The organism is Natronospira elongata (assembly GCF_034931365.1).
In the GTDB taxonomy this organism is placed as follows: domain Bacteria; phylum Pseudomonadota; class Gammaproteobacteria; order Natronospirales; family Natronospiraceae; genus Natronospira; species Natronospira elongata.
This window is the reverse complement of sequence record NZ_JAYGII010000005.1, coordinates 133,214-156,486: the sequence shown is the minus strand read 5'-3', so window position 1 is coordinate 156,486 and position 23,273 is coordinate 133,214. Positions and strand designations below refer to the sequence as shown.

General features: G+C 62.0%; 20 protein-coding genes. 11 read left to right on the top strand and 9 right to left on the bottom strand.

The features are described 5' to 3' along the window. A partial coding sequence (locus tag VCB98_RS04330) for an aldo/keto reductase (protein ID WP_346050668.1) occupies positions 1-356 on the top strand: 356 nt, incomplete at its 5' end. Positions 357-533: 177 nt separating this feature from the next. Here the strand turns inward: VCB98_RS04330 and VCB98_RS04325 are convergent. Continuing rightward, positions 534-2,726, bottom strand: a complete 2,193-nt coding sequence (locus VCB98_RS04325; protein ID WP_346050667.1) for a prolyl oligopeptidase family serine peptidase — start codon at positions 2,724-2,726, stop codon at positions 534-536. A 70-nt stretch (positions 2,727-2,796) separates the two neighbouring features. Further along, positions 2,797-2,982 carry a hypothetical protein gene (locus tag VCB98_RS04320; protein ID WP_346050666.1) on the bottom strand — a complete coding sequence of 62 codons (186 nt, stop codon included), beginning with the start codon at positions 2,980-2,982 and terminating at the stop codon, positions 2,797-2,799. Positions 2,983-3,049: 67 nt separating this feature from the next. Here VCB98_RS04320 and VCB98_RS04315 point away from each other — a divergent pair, with 67 nt between their 5' ends. Further along, on the top strand, positions 3,050-3,412 hold the full coding sequence (locus tag VCB98_RS04315; RefSeq protein ID WP_346050665.1) for a hypothetical protein: 363 nt from the start codon (positions 3,050-3,052) through the stop codon (positions 3,410-3,412). Further along, positions 3,412-3,729: an MGMT family protein gene (locus VCB98_RS04310; protein WP_346050664.1), complete on the top strand. Its 318-nt coding sequence runs from the start codon at positions 3,412-3,414 to the stop codon at positions 3,727-3,729. The genes VCB98_RS04315 and VCB98_RS04310 overlap by 1 nt, the downstream gene beginning before the upstream one ends. Positions 3,730-4,225: 496 nt before the next feature. On the opposite strand, the gene VCB98_RS04305 is transcribed toward VCB98_RS04310, so the two are convergent. Next, positions 4,226-5,200: an MBL fold metallo-hydrolase gene (locus VCB98_RS04305; protein WP_346050663.1), complete on the bottom strand. Its 975-nt coding sequence runs from the start codon at positions 5,198-5,200 to the stop codon at positions 4,226-4,228. Positions 5,201-5,259: 59 nt separating this feature from the next. Here VCB98_RS04305 and VCB98_RS04300 point away from each other — a divergent pair, with 59 nt between their 5' ends. Both VCB98_RS04300 and VCB98_RS04295 read left to right on the top strand, forming a co-directional pair. After that, positions 5,260-6,378 (top strand): diaminopropionate ammonia-lyase, encoded by a 1,119-nt coding sequence (locus VCB98_RS04300; protein ID WP_346050662.1) that lies wholly within the window; start codon positions 5,260-5,262, stop codon positions 6,376-6,378. Between the two features lie 95 nt (positions 6,379-6,473). Next, positions 6,474-7,586, top strand: coding sequence for a histone deacetylase family protein (locus VCB98_RS04295; protein WP_346050661.1), 1,113 nt, complete (start codon positions 6,474-6,476; stop codon positions 7,584-7,586). 51 nt (positions 7,587-7,637) lie between these two features. Here VCB98_RS04295 and VCB98_RS04290 read toward each other — a convergent pair whose 3' ends face one another. From VCB98_RS04290 to VCB98_RS04280, 3 genes are all read right to left on the bottom strand, one after another. Continuing rightward, positions 7,638-8,405: a hypothetical protein gene (locus VCB98_RS04290; protein WP_346050660.1), complete on the bottom strand. Its 768-nt coding sequence runs from the start codon at positions 8,403-8,405 to the stop codon at positions 7,638-7,640. A 6-nt stretch (positions 8,406-8,411) separates the two neighbouring features. After that, entirely contained in the window at positions 8,412-8,573 is a 162-nt protein-coding gene (locus tag VCB98_RS04285; RefSeq protein ID WP_346050659.1) for a hypothetical protein, read from the bottom strand. Positions 8,574-8,686: 113 nt separating this feature from the next. Then, the gene (locus tag VCB98_RS04280; RefSeq protein WP_346050658.1) at positions 8,687-10,462 is read right to left on the bottom strand and encodes an SLC13 family permease; all 1,776 of its coding nucleotides are present in this window, start codon (positions 10,460-10,462) and stop codon (positions 8,687-8,689) included. Positions 10,463-10,524: 62 nt separating this feature from the next. Between VCB98_RS04280 and VCB98_RS04275 the strand changes: the two genes are divergently transcribed. From VCB98_RS04275 to VCB98_RS04265, 3 genes are all read left to right on the top strand, one after another. Then, complete coding sequence (locus tag VCB98_RS04275; RefSeq protein ID WP_346050657.1) at positions 10,525-10,956, top strand: thiol-disulfide oxidoreductase DCC family protein; 432 nt, start codon at positions 10,525-10,527, stop codon at positions 10,954-10,956. 79 nt (positions 10,957-11,035) lie between these two features. Further along, positions 11,036-12,451 carry a DUF945 family protein gene (locus VCB98_RS04270; protein WP_346050656.1) on the top strand — a complete coding sequence of 472 codons (1,416 nt, stop codon included), beginning with the start codon at positions 11,036-11,038 and terminating at the stop codon, positions 12,449-12,451. A gap of 142 nt (positions 12,452-12,593) precedes the next feature. Continuing rightward, positions 12,594-14,021: a DUF945 family protein gene (locus VCB98_RS04265; protein ID WP_346050655.1), complete on the top strand. Its 1,428-nt coding sequence runs from the start codon at positions 12,594-12,596 to the stop codon at positions 14,019-14,021. Positions 14,022-14,144: 123 nt separating this feature from the next. Here the strand turns inward: VCB98_RS04265 and VCB98_RS04260 are convergent, their stop codons facing one another. The 3 genes from VCB98_RS04260 to mnmG form a co-directional block, all read right to left on the bottom strand. Beyond that, the gene (locus tag VCB98_RS04260) at positions 14,145-15,995 is read right to left on the bottom strand and encodes an integrin alpha (protein ID WP_346050654.1); all 1,851 of its coding nucleotides are present in this window, start codon (positions 15,993-15,995) and stop codon (positions 14,145-14,147) included. After that, positions 15,977-17,377, bottom strand: a complete 1,401-nt coding sequence (locus VCB98_RS04255) for a S8 family peptidase (protein WP_346050653.1) — start codon at positions 17,375-17,377, stop codon at positions 15,977-15,979. Before VCB98_RS04255 ends, VCB98_RS04260 begins: the two co-directional genes overlap by 19 nt. 155 nt (positions 17,378-17,532) lie before the next feature. Next, positions 17,533-19,428: a tRNA uridine-5-carboxymethylaminomethyl(34) synthesis enzyme MnmG gene (mnmG, locus tag VCB98_RS04250; protein WP_346050652.1), complete on the bottom strand. Its 1,896-nt coding sequence runs from the start codon at positions 19,426-19,428 to the stop codon at positions 17,533-17,535. A gap of 224 nt (positions 19,429-19,652) precedes the next feature. Here mnmG and VCB98_RS04245 point away from each other — a divergent pair, with 224 nt between their 5' ends. Genes VCB98_RS04245 through VCB98_RS04235 form a run of 3 tightly spaced genes read left to right on the top strand, consistent with a single transcriptional unit; the run spans position 19,653 to position 23,265 of the window. Further along, a complete protein-coding gene (locus VCB98_RS04245; RefSeq protein ID WP_346050651.1) occupies positions 19,653-20,612 on the top strand; it encodes an ABC transporter ATP-binding protein in 960 nt (319 codons plus the stop codon). Beyond that, positions 20,609-21,808, top strand: a complete 1,200-nt coding sequence (locus tag VCB98_RS04240; RefSeq protein ID WP_346050650.1) for an ABC transporter permease — start codon at positions 20,609-20,611, stop codon at positions 21,806-21,808. Before VCB98_RS04245 ends, VCB98_RS04240 begins: the two co-directional genes overlap by 4 nt. A 35-nt stretch (positions 21,809-21,843) precedes the next feature. Beyond that, entirely contained in the window at positions 21,844-23,265 is a 1,422-nt protein-coding gene (locus tag VCB98_RS04235) for an alpha/beta hydrolase (RefSeq protein ID WP_346050649.1), read from the top strand. Positions 23,266-23,273: the final 8 nt, after the last annotated feature.

Here is a 23,273-nt window from a genome sequence, read left to right as displayed (position 1 = left end):
AATACCACCCCTTCCTCGGCCAAAAGACCCTGCAGCCCATGCTCCGCGAGGCCGGCATGGCCCTGACCGCCTACTGCCCCCTGGCCCAGGGCCGGGTGTTCGAGAGCGAGACCCTCAAGACCATTGCCGACAAGCACGGCAAGAACCCGGGCCAGGTAGCCCTGCGCTGGCTGATCCAGCAGGACGGAGTGGTCGCCATCCCCCGCTCCAGCCGGGAGGAGCACGCCAGCGCCAATATCGACATCTTCGATTTCGAACTCAGCCAACAGGAGATGGGTGAGATCGCCGGGCTGGCCGATCCCCAGGGGCGGGTGATAAACCCAGAGGGGTTGGCGCCTAGCTGGGACGTCGATTAAACCCCCGTGGGAGCGGATTCATCCGCGATTGGATGCCCTCGGCTGGCACACCATTCTTCTATCGCCCACAGAGAGCGGCGTGCCTTCGCTTGGATTGCAATCGCGGATGAATCCGCTCCCACGGGGCAAAAAAAACGGGCCCCTTCCGGGGCCCGCCGATTCCGCTTACCCGGCACCTCAATCCAGTTCCAATCCCAAGTGCTCCGCCAGGAAAGCCCAACGGTCTCGGGCTTCCTCGATGCGCATGGTGGTGGACATGCCGGCGCCGTGGCCGGCGCGGTCCTCGATGCGGATGAGCATGGGACTGGCGCTGTCCTCGGCCTGCTTGTACTGCAGCATGGCCGCGTACTTGAAGCTGTGGCCAGGCACCACACGATCGTCATGGTCCGCCGTGGTCACCAATACCGGCGGATAGTCATGACCCTCGGCGATGTTGTGGTAAGGCGAATACTGCAGCTGCACTTCAAAGTCCTCCTTGACCTCCGGGTTGCCGTAATCCGGGGCCCAGCCCGCGCCCACGGTGAACTTGTGGAAGCGCAGCATATCCATCACGCCCACCGCCGGCAGTGCGGCCCCAAAGAGCTCGGGGCGCTGATTGATGACGGCGCCCACCAGCAAGCCACCGTTGGAGCGACCGTAGATGCCCAGGTTGTCGGCCGAGGTATAACCCTCGTCGATCAGATACTCGGCGGCCGCGATGAAGTCGTCAAAGACATTCTGCTTCTTGTCCTGCACACCGGCCTGGTGCCATTCACGGCCGTATTCACCACCACCACGAATGTTGGCGGAAGCGTAGATGCCGCCCTGTTCCATCCAGGCCAGGTTCTCCACCGAGAATGAGGGCAGGATGGGAATGTTGAAGCCACCATAGCCATAGAGCAGGGTGGGGACATTGCCATCGGGCTCCACATCCCGACGGTGGGTAATGAACATGGGGACTTCGGTGCCGTCCTTGGACTCATAGATGACCTGCTGTGTCACATAGTCCTCCGGATCGAAGCCGCTCAGTTCAGGCTGTCGGAACAGTTCCGGCTCCTCCCACTCACCGGGCTTGTGGTGGAACACCGTGGTGGGATAGAGGAAGGAGCTGAAGGAGAAGAACATCTCGCCGTCACGGCCGCTGCTGACGCTGCCGACGGTTCCCAGCGTGGGGAGTTCCACGTCGCCCCTGTCCTCGCCATCACGGCCAAAGATCGACAGGCGGCTGTGGGCATCTTCCATGTAGTTGACGATGAAATAGTCACCCACGGCATTGACGCCTCGGATCACTCGCTCACGTTCCTCGACAATGGTTTCCCAGTTGTCACGATCCGGTTCGCCGGTATCAATGGCGATGATCCGACCACGGGGCGCATCGGCGGTGGTGTAGAAAAAGAAGGTCTCGCCGTCGTTATCAAGGAAGTGATAACCGCCGTCGAAATCATCCAGCAACTCCACCACATCTCCGTCGAAGGAGGGATCTTCCGGATCCTGCAAATCCAGGTAATAGACCCGGTTGCGGCGATCGGTACCTTCCCGAACGGTCAGGATCAGATAGCGACCATCGTCACTGACTTCCGGGGCAAAGCGCCAATCCGGCCGGTCGGGCCGTTCGTAGACCAGAACATTGTCTTCCTGATCCTGGCCCATGCGATGGTAGAAGACCCGATGATCTTCATTGGGCGCGGTCAAAGGATCCCCTTCCGGTTCCGGGTAACGGCTGTAGAAGAAGCCTTCGTGATCATGGGTCCAGGCGGCCGGTGAATACTTGATCCACTCGAGGAAATCACCGGTGTCCTCGCCCGATTCAATATTGCGGATATGGAAGGTCTGCCAGTCCGAACCGCCCTCGGCCTTGCCGTAGGCAATGTATTCCCCATCCTCGCGCACCGAGGTCATGGTCAGGGAAACGGTGCCATCCTCGGAAAAGCGGTTGGGATCGATCAGGACCTGCGGCTCGTCATCCAGCTCCGAAAGCCAGTAAAGGACATCATGGTCCTGCAGGCCGTCGTTCCGGCGGTAGAAGTAGCGGCCCGCTTCCTCGCTGGGCACCGAGTAGCGCTCGAAGTCCCAGAGTTCGGTCATCCGCTCCTTGAAGCGCTGACGCCCGTCCAGGCTCTCGAGGTGCTCGAAGGTGAGTTCGTTCTGGGCATTGATCCAGTCACGAACCTCCTCACTGCCCAGCTCCTCCAGCCAGCGATAAGGGTCGGCAATCTCGTGGCCGTGGATTTCCTCCACCAGGTCCTGGCGGCGGGTTTCAGGGTAGGCCGGACGCTGGGTTTCTGCGACGTCGGCCCGGCTTTCCTCCTGGGTCTCTTGGTCGGGTGCCTCACAGGCGGCCAGGGCGAGCGCCGAGGCGACGGATAGACTGATAAGGGATTGTCTGTACATGGCGATTTAAAGTCCGTTTGCTTTGCTCGGGGAATTGGAAAGACTAGGACAAACTGGGCCCCGGGCCAAGTCACCCGCCGTGGGATTCACCGCGATGGATCGGCCATTCGCTGAAGGCGAGGATGAGGAGAAGGACGAGATGGACAATGGGAATGGCGGCGAGCAGGCCCAGCCAGGGGTTGTAGCCGGCCTTGCGGGCGATCTGATAACCGCAGACGGCGAAGAAGATCATCAGGACAATGGCAATAATTTGCATAATCGATCCTCGCGGTAGAATGTCGCGTATTCGCAGCCAATGCCGCAGATTGCCACGGAGCCCACGCATGTACCAGTTGCTCGCCGCCGGATTTGCCCTTTTGATCATCGCCACCGGCATCGCTCTGCTCGCCTGGCTGGTGAGCGCCGGGCTGTGGGCACCCATCGATCCGCTGGGGGCCGGGCTGTTTGCCGGGGCGGCGGGCACCTTCTGGCTGCTGGCCGCCACCCGCCTGCTGGGCAAGGCCCGGGCCCGGGCACACTACCTGAGTGCAGCGGCGCTGGTAATGGTGGTGACGGTGGCGGAGCTGGGCCTGATTCTGCTTACCGGTACCTACACCGGGGTCGGTCTGACGCTGGCCATTCTGGGCACCAGCGGGGGACTGGTGTTCACGGTGGTCTGGTCGATGCTGGCCGGCTCTGGTCGGTAATGGCGTCGTCGGAGTATTACGAGCGCATCTATGCCGCGGTGGCGGCAGTGCCCAGGGGCTATGTCAGTACCTACGGTGATATCGCCCGTGCGGCCGGTCTTCCCGGCCAGGCCCGCTTGGTGGGTTATGCCCTCCACGCCCTGCCCTCCGGCAGCACCCTGCCCTGGCACCGAATCATCAATGCCCGCGGTGAGCTCAGCCTGCCGGACGACGGGGCCGGCTCCATCCAGCGGGATCGGCTGGCGGAGGAAGGGGTGGAATTCGGCTTGCGCGGGCGGATTGATTTGGGGCGCTATCGGTTTGGGTTTTCTGATTAGGCTTCGATTAGGGTAATACCCTTCGATGGCGGTGACGGTGGGGCATTTCGGTCCAGGTCCTGGTGGCCTTCAATCGCGAATAAATTCGCTCCTACGGTGCCTATAAGCTTACGCCGAAGCCGCCGTAGGAGCGGCTTTAGCCGCGATTAAACGGCCCAAATCGAAGGCAATTTGCTCAAATTCCAGAATAAGCCATCAGCAGGCACTACCCAGGTGACCACCCCCCAAGGTAGGCCTTGGAGCCGACAGGGCTTTCCAAGGCAGTGTGAGCCAGGGTGAGGCAAGACCGATGGTCCGGTGGACCATCGCGGCTTGCCGAACGCCCGCACAGGGATGTGCGGGCTGGACCGGGAGGCGGAGCAGGAATGCGCAGCCTTTCGACCGAACCCAGAGCCCCCATGGATGGGTTTACGGTGTCCTTGGAAAGCCCTGTCGGCTCCAAAGCCGGAATGCGCCCCGTCACCGATAACAAAGGGTCCTGCATGAATCGAGGCCTTTACCTAGAAGCCGCCTTCTCCTGCTGAGTCAGCCAGACATCCAGGCCCTGGGCGTCCAGCTTGAGGTCCATGCCCAGAATATCCCCTGCCTTCTGTTCCGGCTCACTGATGCCATGCCGCGCCAGGCGTTCAGCCTGATGGTCGATCAGAGCGGCCTCGATCTCGTCGACACGATTATCACTTTGCTGGTGCTCGCGGGCGATGGCCACGAAGGCGTCGATCTCCGCGTGCAGGGTTTCGGCGTGGCGGTCCAGGTCGGTCACGCGGCTGTAGTGGGTGAGGAAACAGGCATTCGGCTCCAAGCCCATGATCCGGTCGATGGAAGCATGCATGGCCTCGGGGTCGAAATGGACCGGGGTGGTGGTGGGGAGGATGAACTCGCCCTGGTCGGTATCCAGTTCCCGGTAGGAAACGCCGAAGGTATCGCCGGTGAAAACGGCGTGGGGCCGGTCATCGAAGATGCAGTAGTGATGCTTGGCATGGCCCGGGGTATGCAACAGCGTCAGGTGGCGCTCGCCCAGGGTCAGGGTCATGCCATCCTGCGATTCCCGAACCCGCTCGGCCGGGATCGGGGGAATCTCGCCATACAGCTGATTGAACATCGCCTCGCCATACACGGCCTTGGTGCCGGCAATCAGCTTGCCTGGGTCAACCATGTGTCGCGCACCGCGAGGATGGACGACACAAACGGCATTGGGCAGGTGGCGCATCAGCTCGCCGGCGCCGCCGGCATGATCCAGATGCACATGGGTCAGCAGGACATAATCCACCGCCTCCCGGTCCAGGCGGAATTCATCCAGTGCCGCCAGCAGCGACGGCACCGAATGGCTGGTGCCGGTGTCCACATAGGCGGCGCGGCCTTGATCGACGATCAGGTGGCTGGCATCGAAACGCGGCCGGTGGTAATCGGTATCGATGGCCGTGATACCGTGCGGGAAACGGGTCAGTCTCGGGCGAGTGGCGGTCACACTCATAGCGCCTCCAGTCGATGCGTGTCGGCCCATTTTACAGGCCTTGTGACGGAGAACAGGGGATGTGGATCCATCACCAGCAGAAAACAGCGACCACTGAGTTGCCGGCGGGCTTCAGGGCCCGGGATTTCGGCCAGGCCGCCGACTTCATTCGGGCCTGCCCGGCGTACCGGCCAACCCCCCTTCACAGTGCACCCGATCTGGCCCACGCGCTCGGGCTTGACGGGCTGCTGCTCAAGGATGAATCGGCCCGCTTCGGCCTGCGCAGTTTCAAGGGCCTGGGCGGACCCTATGCAGTGGTCATGCTGGCCTGGGAGGCGCTGCGGTCCAACGGTTTCGACGGCCCACCCAGGGCCCTTTTCGATCCGGCCATGCGGCCTGCCGCGAATCTCACCATTGCCTGCGCCAGTGCCGGCAATCATGCCCAGGCGGTGACGGCCGGTGCGCGCCTGATCGGGGCGGCCTGCCGGGTCTTTCTGCCCGCCCACACCGAGGCCTCGCGTGTCGCGGCGATCCGGGACAAGGGGGCCCACATCGAGACCATTGACGCGCGCTACGATGAAACCGTGGCACAGGCCCGGGAAAGGGCCAAGGCCCATGACTGGATTTTCGTGCCGGACAGCAACCTGCTGGGTGACCGGGAATCGGCCCGCCGGGTCATGCTCGGCTACGGCCAGATACTGGAAGAAAGTGAAGCTCAGTGGCAGTCCCAGGGCCTGGCGGCCCCCAGCCATCTGGTCATTCAGGGCGGCGTGGGCGGGCTGCCCGGGTCGCTGGCGGCCTGGAGCGTCTGCCGCTGGGGCCGGTCGCGGCCGACGCTGATCGTGGTGGAGCCGGCCGAGGCCGACTGCCTGCTCACTAGCGCCCGTGCCGGTGAGCGCCGTCGCAGCGCGGGCTCACTGGACACGGTACTGCGAGGGATGGATTGCGCCGAACCCTCGCCCCTGGCCTGGGAGATTCTTGCCCGACAGGCTGAACATTTCCTGAGCGTGGATGATGACAGCTGTCGGCGAATGGCTCGAAGGCTGGCGGAAGGCCAGCCATCACTTGCCACCAGCCCTACCGGCACCGCCGGGCTGGCGGGCCTGGCGAAGCTGGTAGATGATCCGGCGGCACGAAAGGCCGCGAACCTGGATGAACATGCTCGGGTGCTCGCAATACTCACCGAGGCCCCGGCGTGACAGGGGTCAGGCATGACTCAGGACAACGAGAACGACCGTTACTGATCGCTTCCACTGGGCTATGCTGCAACTGAGGTGGCGAAGGGAGTGCGAGCGTGAATGACAATGCCAAGCAACGCAAGGTCCTGGTCCTCAACGATCCCCGCGTGCTGGAGCACCGCCCTGACGTGGAGGATGAGTTCCTGCCGGGACGGCTCAACAAGCGGGTGCGGGGAATTCTCTCCAGCCTGGTGGTGAAATGGAACTACCCTGAGCATCCCGGTCGGATCACGGCGATCACCGACTTGCTGGCAGCCGAGCCCATTGCTGGAGTGGAGCTGGCACCCGGCCGGGTGGCGACCCGCGAAGAGTTGCTGCGGGTTCATACCGACAGCTATCTCAAATCCATCTACAAGCTGCGTGGCAAGCATGCCTGGCTGGACGTGGACACCACGGCGGTCTCACCCGGCAGTGTGGAGGCCGCGGAAGTAGCGGCGGGCTCGGCGATCCGGGCCGTCGAGGCGATAATGACCGGCGAAGCGGACAGCGCCTTCGCCCTCTCCCGGCCGCCGGGGCATCACGCCACCTCGGTGCGTGCCCGCGGTTTTTGTCTGTTCAACAACGTTGCCGTGGCCGCCGCCCATGCGCAGATGGCGATGGATTGCGAGCGTGTCTTGATCGTTGACTGGGATGCCCACCATGGCAATGGGACCCAGGATATTTTCTGGGCCAACCCCGATGTGATGCTTTTCGATACCCATCGCGCCGCACCCTTTTATCCGGGCAGCGGCCATCTAAAGGAGGTGGGTGAGGGTATCGGCGAGGGTACCACCATCAATGTGCCCCTTCCGGAGGGGGCCGGCGATGAGGCGATGATTCGCGCCTTCCGGGAGATTCTGGTCCCGGCCGCAGAGTGGTTCCAGCCCGATCTGATCCTGGTCTCGGCCGGTTTCGACCCTCACCGTCTGGATCTTTGCCTCAACTGCAGTGACGAGGGCTTCAGCCAGCTCACCGGAATCATGCGTGATCTGGCGGACCAGCTCTGCAAGGGGCGACTGGCCTTTGTGCTGGAAGGCGGCTACAACCTGCAACCACTGGCCCGCGGGGTCCACGCCGTGCTGGAGGTCCTGGCCGGTGGCGATCCCAAGGTCCCCACCGATCCCGGGGTGGCGGCGGTTACCGAGGCGCGGGATTTTCATCTCAGTGCGTTTGGCGATGACATTGATTGAGCGGAGTTGCACGATCAGTTCGTTACTTTAGAGAAGTAGTAGTAACGAAGATCATGATGATAGGCTGGCGTTATTGTACGTTTCGAAATCGAATCTGCTTATGGATACAATGTTGTCTCTGCAAACGCAAACTTGGTATTTCGATAATAATTCTTGAATAGAGGCCTTTTCGCTTTCGTCACTGGCCAACTCGACAATAACCTCATCGTAGCTCGTTGTGAGTTCAACTTCGAGATTATCTTTCCGAAACCCAGAAGCCAAGGGCAATAACGTCAGCCATTCGTTTTCCGACCCAGGCTTTGGCCAGCTGTCTACATAGCCGATATAGATTTTCCCGTTATCAACGGTAAGTAGCAAAGGGAATTCATTGGTCGTCGCATCGAAGACTAGGGAATCAACATCGTCAGCACGAATAGCTTCTTCTCTCCATGCTTCCAGATCACGACCTAGATTCAGCCTACATGGGATCCAACGAATAAATCGACACCTGCTTTCGCGTAGTTGGCGCATAGACCGATTGATCCCTAGGGCCAAAAACTTACCTAGGAACAATGTGAGAATCGATGCAGTTGCAAAAACGTGAGTTTCTGGGGGAACGCCAAGATAGCCAGAAACGTGGGCTAGGGAAACGGGAAAAATTTTCTGGAGGGCCTGAATCAAGATAGAAAATGCTATAAGAATTGCAATCCCTGCAACCGCGCTACGAAAATAAAGCCTATGTCCATCTTCCCGCAGTGAGACGAAAGATGTCATTTCCCAATCTCGAATGAAGAAATAGCCACCCGCCAAAGCGAGTAGCAATAGTAAGCCAAATATCATTGGCTCTCAGCTCGCTTCGCGCCTCCGTTCAAAGTAATCCTTCGCAGCTTTGGCTTGTTCTTTTGTCTTTTTGCCGGTAAGAATTTGCTCTAGATGAACGTCAACGCCACCACGAGCATTGATTTCGAACCTTACTCGCTTTCGTTCTTGAGCTTGTTTTTTAGCCATGGCTCTTGGCCTTGCGGTGGGAATTCTACTGAATCTACTCGAAGCATGGCAGAGGGTACCGGTTCTGTCCAGGCGAGGAAATACTAAAGCGTGATTATGAGCCCTCTTAAGGCTCAAAACGGCCAGATCAGCAGAATCATCGGCAACCCGAGGGCAAAGACCAGCAGGCTCAGGGGCAGGCCAAGTCGGGCATAGTCAGTGAAACGGTAGCCGCCCGGACCCATGACCAGGGTATTGGATTGGTGACCGATGGGCGTGAGGAAGGCGCAGGAGGCACCGACCGCCACGGCCATCAGGAAGGGATCAGGTGATACGACCAGGGCATTGGCGACAGCGACCGCCACCGGCGCCAGCAGCACGGCTGCCGCGGCATTATTGATGATATCGGACAGTGTCATGGCGACGATCATCAGCACCGCCAGGGTCGCCACCGGCGGCCATTGCCCGGACAGGGCCACCAGCCCGTCGGCAAGCATGCCGGCCGCGCCGGAGCTGTCAAAGGCCATGCCCACCGGAAGCATCGCCCCCAACAGCACGATGATCGGCCAATCCACCGCGCCATAGGCCTGGCGCAGGTTGAGCACATTGCCGAGCACCATGCCCAGGGCGGCACCGGCCAGGGCGATCTGTACCGGCAGCAGACCGCTGACCACCAGTGCGATGGCCAGGGCAAACAGGCCCAGACCGGTCAATAGCTTGCGGGGCGCGCCGACACTGAGCTCGCGATCGGCCAGTGGTAGACAGCCCAATCTTGAGGCCGCTTCCTGCAGGGCCTCCCGCTCACCCTGCAACAAAAGTACATCACCGCTGCGAAAGCGGATCCGACCGAGTCGCTCACGCAGACGTTCGCCCTGACGGGCCACCGCCAGCAGGGCCACGCCGAATCGCTGGGGCAGATGCAGGGTTCGCAGCGTATGACCGCTCATCATGGCTTCGGGGAGCACCACCGCCTCCATGGTGGCCAGCTCCTCACTGTCGAGCCGCTCACGGTCCAGCTTGCCGCTGCCCCGCAAGCTGAGGCCCAGCTTGTCGGCCGGGCCCTGCAACTCCTCCGGGTCGGCTTCCATCATAATCACGTCGCCGGCGCGCAGGCGCTCGAAGGGTCGCACCGGGCTGATCACGCGCTTGCCCCTGGCGATGCCCACCAGGGTGTAATCCACCTTCTCCAAGGGTTCGGCCAGAGCACGCACCGGTTCATCGACCAGCTTGGCGTCCTCCTCGACGGTCAACTCCAGAAGGTAGTTCTCGATCTCGAACAATTCATCGGGACTGCTTTCCCCCTTGCGGTCCGGCAGTACCCAACGGGGCAGCAGCGACACCAGGATGATGCCGGCGACCATCAGTACCAGTCCGACCGGCGCGAATTCGAACAGGCCGAAGGCCTCGCCCAGCTCGGTCTGGCGATAGGTGGCGACAATGATATTGGGCGGGGTGCCGATCAGGGTGGTGAGCCCGCCCAGCAAAGAGCCAAAAGCCAGGGGCATCAGCAGGCGAGAGACAGGAAAGCCGTGGGTCCTTGCGATCTGGATTGCCACTGGCAGCATCAGCGCCAGGGCGCCAACATTGTTCATGAAGGCCGAACACAGGGCGACCACCACCGTCAGGGCCAGGGTCTGGAGAAAAACGCGGTCGCCGATGCGAGTCACCTGGGCGGCGATCAGGTCCACCACCCCGGCGCTACCCAGGGCACGACTGATCACCAGCACCGCGGCCACGGTGATCACGGCGGGGTGGGCGAAACCATCGAAGGCCTCGGCCGCCGGCACCAGGCCGAGCAGGACTGCCGCCAGCAGCGCCATGCCGGCGACCAGGTCATAGCGCCAACGACCCCAGATGAAGAGCCCCAGGGTGGCCAGCAGGAGGATCAGAATGATCTGATGGTCCGGCATAAGGGATAATACTCGCAGCGCTGATCAGGCAAACTGATCATAGCAGCGCGAGGAGTGCAAGCATGGCAAGGCCGAGAGAATGCGCGATCCTGCTATTCGACGGTTATTGCGTGCTCTGCAATGGCTGGGCGGCGTTCGTGGTCAGGCGACGCGGGGATTGGCCGGTCTATTTCGCCACCCTGCAGTCCGAAGCGGGACAGGCCGCCCTTGCCCGGGCGGGCATTGAGAAACCACCCGGTCTCGACAGTGTGCTGCTGATACGGGGTGAGCGGGTCTTTTCCCACTCCCGAGCCATCCTGGAAATCCTGCGCTCCCTGCGCTGGCCCTGGCCGCTTTTCTACGTCTTCATTCTCGTGCCTCGTCCGCTCAGGGATGGGCTCTATCGCTGGTTCGGGAATCGCCGCTATCGCTGGTTCGGACGCCGTGACGCCTGCGGCATCGCCAGCGCCCATGTCCGCGCCCGGATGCTGTCGAAGGACAGCGACGCGGTGTAGAATCCCCATCTTCCGTTGGGAGGCGGAAGACCCATTCACTCCATTGACAGACCATCACTGACAGACAAAAGGGGAAGACATGAAATCACGACTCAAGCTTTGGCTCGGGGGTAGTGCCCTCGTCCTGGTACTGCTGGTGCTGGTGGCACCGGTAGCGGTTGGGACCATGAGCGAGCATCGCTACAAGGCGCTGTGGGCAAACGCGCTGGACAGTGAGCCGGGCTATCAGGCCGAGGTGGTCGAATACGACCGCGGCTGGTTCAATGCCCGCAGCCGGGTGCGCATCGAGGTCAGCGATCCAATGGCATCCGAATGGCTGTTGGAGTTCGGCATGGCCGAAGCCGGCCCCGGTGACACCGCGCTGGTTTATCTGGAAGAACGGATCCATCACGGGCCATTCCCGATTTCCTCCGCCGCGCCCCTGGATCAGCGCCTGAAGCCGGGCTTCGCGGTGGTGGATACCCGGCCGGCTTCGGAACTGCCTTTTTTCCGTGACAATGACATCTTCGTGATCAGCAGCACTCGTCTCGGCCTGTTCGGCGGGGTGGACGGTTTTCTCCGCGCCATGCCTTTCGACGTCCATGTCGGCGACGGTCTGCGACTGGTCAATGAAGGGGTGATCCGGGTCGAGATTCAGAGCAATCTGAAATTTGAGCGGATCCGCTCCAGGATGGGCAGTGATGAATTGCGACTGGAGGATAGCCAGTTTGGTGGCGTGATTCTGGAAGGTTTCGACGGCCGCTCGGACCAGCGCCGTGGTCCGGCCCAGCTCTGGCTGGGTGAGGTGGAGTTTGGTCTGGATAGCGTGCGGACGCTGGGATCGGATCCGGCATTTGAATTGAGGGATTTCGCCTGGTCGGCGCTGACTGATAATCGAGAGGATTTCCTGGTACAGAATCACACGGTCGACATTGGGGCCATTGCGGGCCCGGCCCTGGAGGTCGGCCCCATTTCGGTGGACTATGATTTGTTCAATCTTCACCCTCAGGCCCTGGCGGATCTTCAGCTTGCCTTTGCCGAGGCCCCGGCCCTGGATGAGGACAGTGTCGAGGCGGCGGGGGACAGCTTTAGCGATCACTGGCTGGACGCGTTGCTCGAAGTCGCCCTGCACCGCCCGGGGAGCACGCTGAACTCCATGGATACCCGCCTGTTTGACGATAGCATCAGCGGTGCCGGGGAAATCCAGTTACGGCCACTGTCCCGGGAACAGCTTGAGACCTACCTGAACGAAGATCGCTTCGGTCGTCTGGCCAACGGCCATGGCCGGCTGAGCACCTCAAGGGCACTGCTGCAGCGACTGTTCGCCAACAGCATGATGGGAGTGGCGGCCGATGAGGAACTGGATGAAAACACGAAGACCATGGTGGATCAGCAGATCGATGGCTTCATCAATCAGGGCATGCTGCGGGAAACGGACGCGGGCCTGCTTGAGCTGCATGTTGAGCTGGAAGACGGGGTCCTGCGACTCAACGGCGATGAGATGATGCATTTCTAGGCCCATTGCCGGAATGTGCTGAATGGAACGGCCCCTTTTGGGGCCGTTTTTTCTTGCCGAGGCCGCAGCCTGCTAAAGTATCGGGATTGCGACGGCCCGGATTGGGCCGGGACACCAGACAATCAGCCACGGGGAAGGAGTCATGGCCAAAGGCAAGAGCAAGAGCCAGAAGAAATTGCGGCGGATGGGGATCGGCCTGTTGCTGGTCCTGCTGCTGGTGGTGCTGGTACTGCCAGCCGGCGTGGGCATGATGGCGGAGGGCCGCTACAAGCAGATGTGGTCGGCCATGTTCGCCGCCGAGCCTGGCTTTAGTGCCCAGGTCACGGATTTCGAGCGGGGCTGGTTCAGCTCCACCGCCCGCGTCAGCCTGCAGGTGGATGACGCCTTTCTGGGTGAACTCATTCAGGAGATGGGCTGGGCGGATGAGCAGCCGGATGGGCAAGGGCCAATTATCGAAATTGATGAGCGGGTCCATCACGGGCCGATTCCGTTCACGGCCCCCGCACCCTTTCACCAGCGTTGGCGGCCGGGTTTTGCCGTGGTCGAGAGCCGCCTGGGAGACAGCCTGCCGGCCGTCAGCGAGCACGGCATTGATCTTCAAAGCACCACCCACCTGGGTCTGACCGGCAGTCTTCGTGGTCACCTGCGGGTGGCGGCCTTCGATGTCGCGGTTGAAGACGAGCTGCGGCTGGTCAATGAAGGCGAGTTGTTGCTGGATTTCCAGGCCAACCGCAATCTGGACCGGGTCAGCATGCGGCTGCGTGGCGGTGCCCTGCATCTGGCTGACGCCGACGGCTATGGCGTCCATCTGCAATCGCCCTGGCTGGATGTGAGCCAACGCCGTGGCCCATCGGATATCTGGGTGGGTGGCAGTGAACTCCGCCTCGCCGCCATTGAGATGCGGCTGCCCGGTGAAGGGCCCAACACCATGCGCGGCCTGATGTGGGCGACCGATACCCGGGAAAGCAATGACTTGCTGACCCAGAGCCACGAGATCCAAATCGACGCCCTGCAAGCCGATGAGTTCGAGGCCGGTCCCCTGTTGATGGACATCGACCTGTTCAATCTGCACCCGGAATCACTCTCCCGCCTGCAAGTGGCAAGCAGTGAACTGCGACTGGATGATCCGGAAAGCATCGATCAGGACATCGGCGCACTCATGGAACCCATTCTGGACCTGATCACCCATGAACCCGGCTTACGCCTGCAGCAGCTCCAGCTCAGCCTGCCGGGCGGGATGATCGAGGCCGATGGTCAGGCCAAGGCCCGGCCCATGGACCGTGCGCAGCTGGAAGGCTTCCTGGCCGAGGCGGCCTGGTTCCGGATGATGGATGGTGAACTCCAGCTCAGCACCAGCCGGGAACTGGCCCGTCGTGCCCTGGCCATGTGGACCCTGGGTGGCCCCCTGGATGAAGAGGCCGATGAAGCCAGCCTGCGCCTGATGGACAGCCAACTGGATGCGGCCATCGCCCAGGACATGCTGCTGGAGACCGATGACGGTCTGGCCATTCATATTGAGCTGGCCGATGGCGTGCTGTTCATCAATGAGCGCGAGATTCTGCGCTTCTGAGTTTAGGCGTCGGGATGGTGCGGTTGAGCGGTCTGGCGAGGTGCCAGGATTAGCTGATCAATCGCGGATGAATCCGCTCCCACGGTGGCGTGGCCACCGGCAATAGGCACCGTGGGCGCGAATTTATTCGCGGTAAGCGCCGTTCAGGCCGGACGCCGCAAACCGCCGCCGCCCGATCAGGATCGCGCTAAGGAGGATCAGCACTTCCCAGGGCCCGCGCCCGATACTGCAGCCGGAAGAAGAGCTTGATTCAGCGGCGGGTACGCTGAGGGAAAATGCGCCGTCACGCGTCTCGGGCGAGAGTTCGCGCTGGTCGGCGGCAATGCGCAGGTCCAGCGTGAAGTCCGTGCCTTCATCAGCCTCTGTTTCCAGCGCCAGATCCAGGATCCGAAAATCTCCCGGGGCGATGTACTCGATCCAGCAGACCCCGGCATCGAAATCATCATCAAACCAGCAGGGCGCATCTGCCCCGGTTAGGGTCAACTCCTCTGGCAACTGCAACCGCACCAGTACATTCGTGGCCCCCGCCTCGCCGGCATTGTCCACCCGCAACTGCTGCGTAAACGCGGGCGATCCTGATTCCGTGCCAGCATCCGACCAGCTCAAATCGGCGGGCGGCGCGTCCGGCTCCACGATCCAGGTGATGCCCTGACTGCCGTCCAGAAAGACACCGGATGCTCGAGTGAGGAAGCCGGTCTCGCCAATTAGCGCCAGTCGAGAACCTGTTCTATTGCTGGTAATCGGGCTGGGATTCGGCCAGGGTTCGGTAATCCGCTGGTGGAGTACCCAACCCTCGGGGGCGGTTTCGTCTCGGTCATAAATCCAGACCGCGCCCGTGAAATCGCCGCTTGCATTTGAATCTGATGGATAGCCGACATAAAGGCGATCATCCCGGATTGCTGATGAGAATCCGAAGTTATTGGCACGCATCTCCTGCGGATCAGGATCATCCAGCTGAGCCGTCTTCTCCCAACTCGCATCGTTGCCCTGCCCCGTTCTCTTCCATACATGTAGCCGCCGCTCGTTGAAAAGGCCATCGTCGGCGGTACGGATTACCGTACTAAAAAGTAAATGCTCTCCATCGAAAAAGAACCCCCCGCCGGTCTCGCGCAATTCGAATCCCTCCGGAGTTGTCTGGTCATGGACCTTGTCATGAAGCACCCAGCCCTCGTCAGGCTCATGGCGATAGAGATAGATGGCACCGATATCCCGTTCAACACCCTCCACCCAAGCGGTGCTGGCCAGAACCGCCAGCCAGGGATAGCTCAGGGCCACCATCGCACCGAAACGATCCGTCACTTCCTTTTCATCCCGGTCTTCCTGGGGCGCCAGAAGCTTTTGCCGATAATCCCAATCGCCGGTGGCCTCTTCCCAGCCATAAAGATAGACCGCGCCGGTCATATCGGTCGATTCACCCAAGGTCGCGCCCACGGCCAGCCAGCCACTGTCGGCATCCACCGAGCCACCAAAATGCACCGTGTCAGGTTCGGGGCGTTCGATAATCCCTTCAAAGCTTACCTCGCCGGTGCTCGGCTCCCGCCGAAAACGATAGACGGCGCCGCGGTCGCCACTGGCGGCCCAGTCACCATTAATACCACCAAGGTAAATTTCATCCTCGTAGATCGCCGCGCCCAGTCCCATCAGACTGGATAGGGTCAAACCGAAGTCCGCCCCATGGATGTTGGATTCCGTCCGCCATTGGCCGTTTTCATCCGGCGCCAGAACGATTGCGGCACCCACATCACCAACCCCACCGCCCGGGGCATTGGGATAGGGCACCACCGCAAAATGTTCGCCGACGGCGATCTCGCCACCAATGCGACCCCACCCAGGCGGCGGAAAGGCCCCGGAGGCAAATTCATAGTCGCCGTCGCTGTTTGCTACGGCCGGCCCCGCAAGCAGCAGCCCGGCCAGAAGGACCAGGCTGATGCCATGTTGGGGGCTTTGGAAAATCCTTACGGACAATGCACCCATGTACCGTCCTCCGTCATGTAGGGGCAATCGATAATGGGCGGCGGCGTCTCGTCGTCGTCATCATCTTCATCTTCATCGTCGCCGTCATCCCCGCAATCACCGTCTGGACAAATTTCCCCGCCATTGCCCGCCGAAACAGCTTGATAGAGAAGCTTGTTGGGCGTGCCAGAGGTAAGGTTAGATAGCCGATCTTGTGTTGCATCCGACAGAAGCAAGTAGCGTACCTGTTCCGGGAGAATCTCTTTACCACCTGCCTCGGCAAACAATGCGGCAGTGCCGACAACCAATGGTGCGGAGAGCGAAGTCCCTGTACGCTTAAGGGTATGATCATCACTTTCTGCGCCGACGCTCTCAACTTGAACAGCCGGCGCGAGGATATCGACTGCAGAGCCAGAATTGGAATCCGACCAAAAATTATCTGTACTGTCGGTGCCACCTACGGTGAGCACTTCCTCCATGCGTGCGGGGGAGTAATCACTTGCAGGCGCACCTGCATTGCCGGCGCTTGTAACGACCAAGATGTTGTCAGGTAGCTGCCTTATGGCGTGCTCCAGGCTGAAGTTCCCATCGAGATCTGACACGGCGGCGCCGAAACTCATGTTTATGATAGCTACTCCATCCTCGCTCTGCTCTTCGGCGACGATCGCATTCAATCCATCAATGATCTCAGAGAGGAACTGCTGTCCATCACAGCGAAAAGCGCGGACATCCTTAATGTCAGCTCCGCGAGCGACACCGAATTCGGAGGCGCCAGCGAGACCCGCGACCATGGTGCCATGCTCGTTTGGGTTTCCCATTACGGAATGTTCATCGTCGTTGGCCGGACTGTCGGAGCCAGAGTTGACACTACAACGTGAGGGGATAAGGCAGGGTTCCGGGCCTTCGTCGTCCCGACAAGTATCTTCATAGGCCTCTTCGTTGCCGTTGAACTCATCATGGATTCGCTCTACCCGGCCTTCAAACCGCTGATGACTTGCACGTACACCATTATCGAGGATATAGATTCGCACACCTTCCCCATCCAGCTCCCATTGGTAGGTGCCGTTTAACGGTAGATCGCGCTGGGCGATACGGTCCAATCCCCAGTCGGGGTTGGACTGGACGTAGCCATCACCAGATGCGAGATGGAGGTTAAACTTGGTGTTAGCCTCCACGGCCCGAATGTTGGGGTTATTCCGAAGAGCCTGGGCTTGTCCGTGATTGAGTTCGGCGGTGAATCCCTTGAGGGCATGTTCAAAAACACGGCTTGGCTGCACGCCGACTTGAGTGGCGACACCATTAACTAGGCCTTGCATGGCGTGAGCCGGGATTTCGGCACCGCGATTAAAACTTACAATGTATGTTTGCCTGTCGTCATGCCCCCTCCCTTCAATGGAGTGCAAAAAATTCGCGTGCGTGTCACCCGTCTGAATTCGACTGTTTTACCCGAGTAACAAGAAAAACGTAGTCGACAGGTAAATGCCAGTCAATTTTCTGGAGAAATGATCAGAGTGCTGGGGGAATTTGGGGGTTGCCGTGGCGAGCACCGCTCGGCTTTTCAGGCCGAGCGCCGCACACGCCAGCCGGCCTTGCGCTTCTTGAGGTGGACCAGGAGCAGGGAGATGGCTGCGGGGGTGACGCCCTGGAGTCGACCGGCCTGACCCAGGGTGGCGGGGCGGGCCTCGGCGAGACGTTGGCAGACCTCATTGGACAGGCCGCGCACCGCCGAGTAATCCAGATCCTCGGGCAGGGGCGTGTCTTCGTGGCGGCGGGCCTTGTCGATTTCCAGTTGCTGGCGCTCGATGTAGCCGGCGTACTTGATCTGGGTTTCCACCTGCTCGGCCACCCGCGGGTCGGCCACCGGCTCGCCCACGGCGGCCAGGCTGGTGAGGCCGGCATAATCCACTTCCGGGCGGCGCAGGATCTCGGCCGCGTGCTGTTCCCTGGACAGGCCCTTGCCGCCCAGCACCCGCTCGGCTTCCTCGGCGGAAACCTGATTGGGGCGGATCAACAGCCCGTTCAGGCGCTGCTTCTCCTGCTCCACCGCCTCACGCTTGGCCTCGAAAACACTCCAGCGGTGGTCGTCGATCAGCCCCATCTCCCGGGCAATGGGGGTCAGGCGCAGATCGGCATTGTCCTCGCGCAGCAGCAGGCGGTGCTCGGCCCGGCTGGTGAACATGCGATAGGGCTCGGAGGCGCCGCGGGTGATCAGGTCATCCACCAGCACGCCGAGATAGGCCTCGTCCCGGCGCGGACACCAGCTGTCCTGGTCACGCACCAGGCGGGCGGCATTGAGCCCGGCCAGCAGGCCCTGAGCGCCAGCCTCCTCATAGCCGGTGGTGCCGTTGATCTGCCCGGCAAAGAAGAGCCCGCCCACGAATTTCGTTTCAAGACTCGGCTTGAGATCGCGGGGATCGAAGAAATCGTATTCAATGGCGTAACCCGGGCGGGTGATGTGGGCATTCTCGAAACCGGCCACGGTGCGCACGAAGGCGGCCTGGACCTCGAAGGGAAGGCTGGTGGAGATGCCATTGGGATAGATCTCGTGGGTCTCGAGGCCCTCGGGCTCGACAAAGATCTGGTGGGAATCCTTGTCGGCAAAGCGTTCGACCTTGTCCTCCACCGAGGGGCAATAACGCGGTCCCACCCCGTCGATGGCGCCGGTGAACATGGGCGACTCGTGCAGGTGGGCGCGGATGATCTCGTGGGTCTTTTCGTTGGTGCGCGCGATCCAGCAGGAGACCTGGCGGGGGTGTTCCTCGGCCGAGCCGATATAGGAGAAGACAGGGGCCGGATCGTCGCCGGGCTGTTCCTCCAGGCGGCTGAAGTCGATGGAGCGCCCGTCGATCCGCGGCGGCGTGCCGGTCTTGAGCCGGCCGACGCGGAAGGGCCGGGCCCGGAGTTTCTCGGCCAGGGCATTGGAGGGTGCGTCACCGGCGCGGCCACCGGCGCTCTGGGTGCCGCCCACGTGGATGCGTCCGCCGAGGAAGGTGCCCACGGTCAGCACCACCGCCGGCGCCTCGAAGCGCAGGCCCATGCTGGTGACCACGCCGCTAACCCGGTCGTTGTCGATGATCAGGTCATCGACGCCCTGCTGGAAGAGAGACAGGCCGGGCTGGTTTTCCACCTGGGCGCGGATGGCCTGGCGGTAGAGATTGCGGTCGGCCTGGGCACGGGTGGCGCGCACCGCCGGGCCCTTGCTGGCATTGAGGGTGCGAAACTGAATACCGGCCCGATCAATGGCGCGGGCCATGGCTCCGCCCAGGGCGTCGATCTCGCGGGTCAGATGGCCCTTGCCGATGCCGCCGATGGCCGGATTGCAGGACATCTGACCGATGGTGTCCAGATTCTGGGTCAACAACAGGGTTCGCGCACCGGCGCGCGCCGAGGCCAGGGCGGCCTCGGTGCCGGCGTGACCGCCACCCACAACAATGACATCGAATTGCCTGCGCATAATTCCCGCCTCGGCCAAGCCCGCCTGCTGGCGGAATCGGCCTGACTATCAGCTCAATCTGACATTATAAGGGCTAAGGGCGGGTGGCGGCCAAGAAGGTCGGCACTTTCGAGTCGAGTAGTGCGGCGACATGACTGAGAATGCCGGCCCGGGAATGGTATATTGAGCCGCTTTGGACGATGCCTGCCCCGATCGGGGACGGGTCTATTGGGGGGGGAAGCAACGTGACCGAATCGATTCTGTCGGTCGAGGCCATTCGCAAGCAGTACGCCACGGTCACCGCCGTGGATCGACTCAACTTCCAGATCCGGGAAGGGGAAATCTTTGCCCTGCTGGGCCCCAATGGGGCCGGCAAGACCAGCACGGTGCGGATGCTGATCGGCATTACCCGACCGGACAGCGGCCGCATCCGCTACCAGGCACGGGCCGGCGAGCAGGCTGCCATCACCGGCCCGGAGCTCGGCTATCTGCCGGAGGAACGGGGGCTGTACCAGGATCAGCCGGTACTGGATGTGCTGGTCTATTTTGGCCGCCTGCAGGGACTCAGCCGCCGCGATGCCCGTGGGCGCGCCACCCAGTGGCTGGAGCGACTGGATCTTGGCGAGCGGGCGACCGAGAAGCTGGGCGCACTGTCCAAGGGTAATCAGCAGAAGGTGCAGCTGATTTCCACCATCCTCCACCGGCCCCGCTTCGCGGTCCTGGATGAACCCTTTTCCGGGCTCGACCCGGTCAACCAGGAGCGCTTTCTGGATCTGGTGAGAGAGTTGCGGGCGGAAGGCATGACGGTGCTTTTGTCGGCTCACCAGATGGCCCTGGTGGAGCGTCTCGCCGACAACATCCTGCTGATGAATCAGGGCCAGGAGGCCATGACCGGGACGCTGGAAAGCCTGCGTCACGACAGCGGTCTCGGTACCGCCCTGGAAGTCCAGTTCCGCGACCAGCCCCCCCGCGAACTGCCCTCACTGTCGGGTGTGCAGGATAGCCGGCGGCTCGACGAGCGGCGGCTGCGGCTGAGTCTGGCCTCGGACAGCGACATGAACGAGCTGCTCGGCGCCTTGCAGGGCCTGGGCGCGATCGAGGCCCTGCACAGTGAGCGACCGAGCCTGCATGACATTTACCTCCATGCCGTCGGCGAAAAGGGGCCGAACAGCGAAAAGAATGACGCCGAGGAGATGACGGCATGAACAGGGGAAATGGTCCGGTCTTGAGTGTGGCGCGCTGGGAGTTCATGCGCTATTTCAAATGGCGGCAGGAACTGATTGCCCTGCTGGTGATGGGGGTGATAATCGGTCTGGTCTATGGCGGGGTCTGGCTGATGGACCGCTACCAGAGTGGTCAGCAGTTCAAGGTTGCGGTCATCGGCGGCGAGCACCTGGCCCTGCCGGCGGGTGAGCTGGACCGCTTTTATTTCCAGAACGCCGAGGCCGACGCAAGGGATACGCTTGCCGAATCGGTAGCGGCGGGTACGCTGGACGGTCTGCTAATCCTGCATTCGAACAGCAACGCCGTGCTGCTGGCGGCCCGAGAGGCCCGCTGGCAGGAATCCCTGGACCAGATATTGAACCAGCTGGCACGGCAGCAGGCACTGATGGATGCCGGCCTCTCAGTGGCCGAGTATGAGGCCCTGTCACGCCCCCTGGCCCTGCGTATCGATACCGGCCAGGCAGGGGAAGCCGTTGGCTCCCGGATTTTCGCCCTGGTGGTGCTGGGGCTGATGTTGCTCGCCGTATTCAACAGCTTTGCCTACTATTTCGCCAGTATCACCACGGAGAAGCAGCAGCGGGTCTGTGAACAGATGCTGGCCATGATCCGGCCGCAAACCTGGGTGGATGGCAAGATTCTCGGTCTCACCGTGCTGGGCCTGAAATCACTGCTCAATGTCGCCCTCTGGGGGCTGGTGGGGCTGCTGGCCTACCGCATTGTCAGCGGCAGCTTGCCCGATCTTTCGGCCTGGTTGCCGCCCCTGGGCAGCGCATTCTGGATCCTGGGCTTCGCGCTCCTGGGTCTGCTGTTCTGGAACAGCATCCTGGCGGCCATCGCAGCCACCATTGATGACCCCAACAGCTCCTCCCGGTCGAGCCTGATGCTGTTGCCCATATTGCCGCTGGTGCTGGTATTCACCGGTCTGGACATGCCCGACAGTCCCTTCATGGTGTTCATGTCCTGGTTCCCGCCGACCTCCTGGGCGGCGATGCCTGCCCGCCATGTGATGGCCGGCGTTGATCCCCTGGCCCTGGCCGCTTCCCTGGTATTGCTGGCGGCGGCGGTGTGGTGGGTCCGACGGGCGGCGGGACGGATATTTGCCACCGGTATTCTCATGTACGGCAAGGAGCCCGGCTGGGGCCAGATGCTGCGCGCCCTGTGGCGTCGCGAAGGCTGAGCTCGGCTCGGGCTTGGAATCGGAGATCTCAAGCGATGTGGATAGCTGCCCTGTTCTTTGCCGCGAGCGCGGCGCCAGCCGACTACGAGGCCTGCAGCCTGCGCAGTGGCCAATTGCCACAGACCATCTCGGCACAGTGTTTTGAAGTCTCCGTGCCCCTGGACTGGTCCCAGCCGGATGGGGAGACCATTCAGTTGGCGGCGGCATGGATTGCGCCCCGGGCCGGCGAAGCCGAGGGCGAGCCCTTGCTGATGCTGGCGGGTGGGCCGGGCCAGGCGGCACTGGAAGCCTTCATTCCCCATGTTCGCGCGCTCGGCGCGGTGCGCCAGAACCATCCGATCGTCCTGGTGGACCAGCGAGGCACCGGTGGCTCGGCCCGCCTCGAATGCCCGGACGCGGGATTGGCGGAAGCGGAATCGGCGGAGGAAATTGGCCAGGCCATGCAGCGCTGTCGCGAGGCCCTGGACAGGGATCCCCGCCATTTCACCACCCAGGCCTCGGCGAAGGACCTTGACGCGGTGCGCGAACATCTCGGCATTGAGGAATGGCATGTCTATGGCGTGTCCTACGGCAGCCGCCTCGGCCTGCACTATTTGCGGCGGTTCGAGGAGCGGGTGGCCTCGCTGATTCTGGATGGGGTGGTCCCTGCGGACGAAGTGCTGGGGCCCATGCTGGCACCGTTCGCGGAACGGGCTGTGAAACGAATGCTGCAACGATGCGAGTCCTCTGAAGATTGCCGGGAGGCCTTTCCGGATCTGGAAGAAGGCTTGCGCTCTTTGCTGGAATCCGTGGCGGAAGAGGAACGGGAGGTTTCCATTCGCCACCCCCGCAGCCACGAATGGACCGAGGTGGCGCTTAACCGGCAGCGGATCGGGCAGCTACTGCGCTTTGCCGCCTACCAACCGGATGTTCTGGCCATCATGCCGCTGCTGATCCACCGTGCCGCCCGGGAGGATGACTGGGCACCGCTGGCGGCACAATGGGTCACCCTTGGAGAATCGCTGGAAGGCAGCCTCAGCATTCCCCTCCATTATGCGGTGGTCTGCAGCGAAGACATCTCCTTTATTGACGAGGACTCCCCGTTCAGCGAGGAGGACGGACTGCTGGGCCTGAATCCCCTGGCTTTGCTCCAGGCGGCCTGCGCGGAATGGCCGCGGGCCGACATTCCCGCGGACTTTCATCAGGCGGTGGCCTCCGAGCGGCCCGTGTTGCTGCTGTCCGGGGAACTGGACCCGGTGACGCCCCCGGAGTGGGGAGACCAGGCCGCAGCGACCCTGGACAATAGTCGCCATGTGATCCTCAAGGGCAAGGGCCACAATGTGATTCATCATGGCTGTCTGCCGTTTCTGGTCCGGGATTTTCTGAGAAACCGCGATCCCGCTGGGCTGGACAGCGACTGTCTGTCGGCGATGCGGCCGATGCCTTTCTTTCTGGATTTCTCCGGCCCGGCACCTTAGGAGTCGAT

Bases quoted from the DNA above. Each gene is read 5' to 3' on its own strand.
- VCB98_RS04240 (WP_346050650.1), top strand. From the start codon at position 20,609: ATGAACAGGGGAAATGGTCCGGTCTTGAGTGTGGCGCGCTGGGAGTTC.
- VCB98_RS04300 (WP_346050662.1), top strand. From the start codon at position 5,260: ATGTGGATCCATCACCAGCAGAAAACAGCGACCACTGAGTTGCCGGCG.
- VCB98_RS04285 (WP_346050659.1), bottom strand. From the start codon at position 8,573: ATGGCTAAAAAACAAGCTCAAGAACGAAAGCGAGTAAGGTTCGAAATC.
- VCB98_RS04325 (WP_346050667.1), bottom strand. From the start codon at position 2,726: ATGTACAGACAATCCCTTATCAGTCTATCCGTCGCCTCGGCGCTCGCC.
- mnmG (WP_346050652.1), bottom strand. From the start codon at position 19,428: ATGCGCAGGCAATTCGATGTCATTGTTGTGGGTGGCGGTCACGCCGGC.
- VCB98_RS04290 (WP_346050660.1), bottom strand. From the start codon at position 8,405: ATGATATTTGGCTTACTATTGCTACTCGCTTTGGCGGGTGGCTATTTC.
- VCB98_RS04310 (WP_346050664.1), top strand. From the start codon at position 3,412: ATGGCGTCGTCGGAGTATTACGAGCGCATCTATGCCGCGGTGGCGGCA.
- VCB98_RS04260 (WP_346050654.1), bottom strand. From the start codon at position 15,995: ATGGGTGCATTGTCCGTAAGGATTTTCCAAAGCCCCCAACATGGCATC.
- VCB98_RS04320 (WP_346050666.1), bottom strand. From the start codon at position 2,982: ATGCAAATTATTGCCATTGTCCTGATGATCTTCTTCGCCGTCTGCGGT.
- VCB98_RS04270 (WP_346050656.1), top strand. From the start codon at position 11,036: ATGAAATCACGACTCAAGCTTTGGCTCGGGGGTAGTGCCCTCGTCCTG.
- VCB98_RS04305 (WP_346050663.1), bottom strand. From the start codon at position 5,200: ATGAGTGTGACCGCCACTCGCCCGAGACTGACCCGTTTCCCGCACGGT.
- VCB98_RS04265 (WP_346050655.1), top strand. From the start codon at position 12,594: ATGGCCAAAGGCAAGAGCAAGAGCCAGAAGAAATTGCGGCGGATGGGG.
- VCB98_RS04275 (WP_346050657.1), top strand. From the start codon at position 10,525: ATGGCAAGGCCGAGAGAATGCGCGATCCTGCTATTCGACGGTTATTGC.
- VCB98_RS04315 (WP_346050665.1), top strand. From the start codon at position 3,050: ATGTACCAGTTGCTCGCCGCCGGATTTGCCCTTTTGATCATCGCCACC.
- VCB98_RS04280 (WP_346050658.1), bottom strand. From the start codon at position 10,462: ATGCCGGACCATCAGATCATTCTGATCCTCCTGCTGGCCACCCTGGGG.
- VCB98_RS04235 (WP_346050649.1), top strand. From the start codon at position 21,844: ATGTGGATAGCTGCCCTGTTCTTTGCCGCGAGCGCGGCGCCAGCCGAC.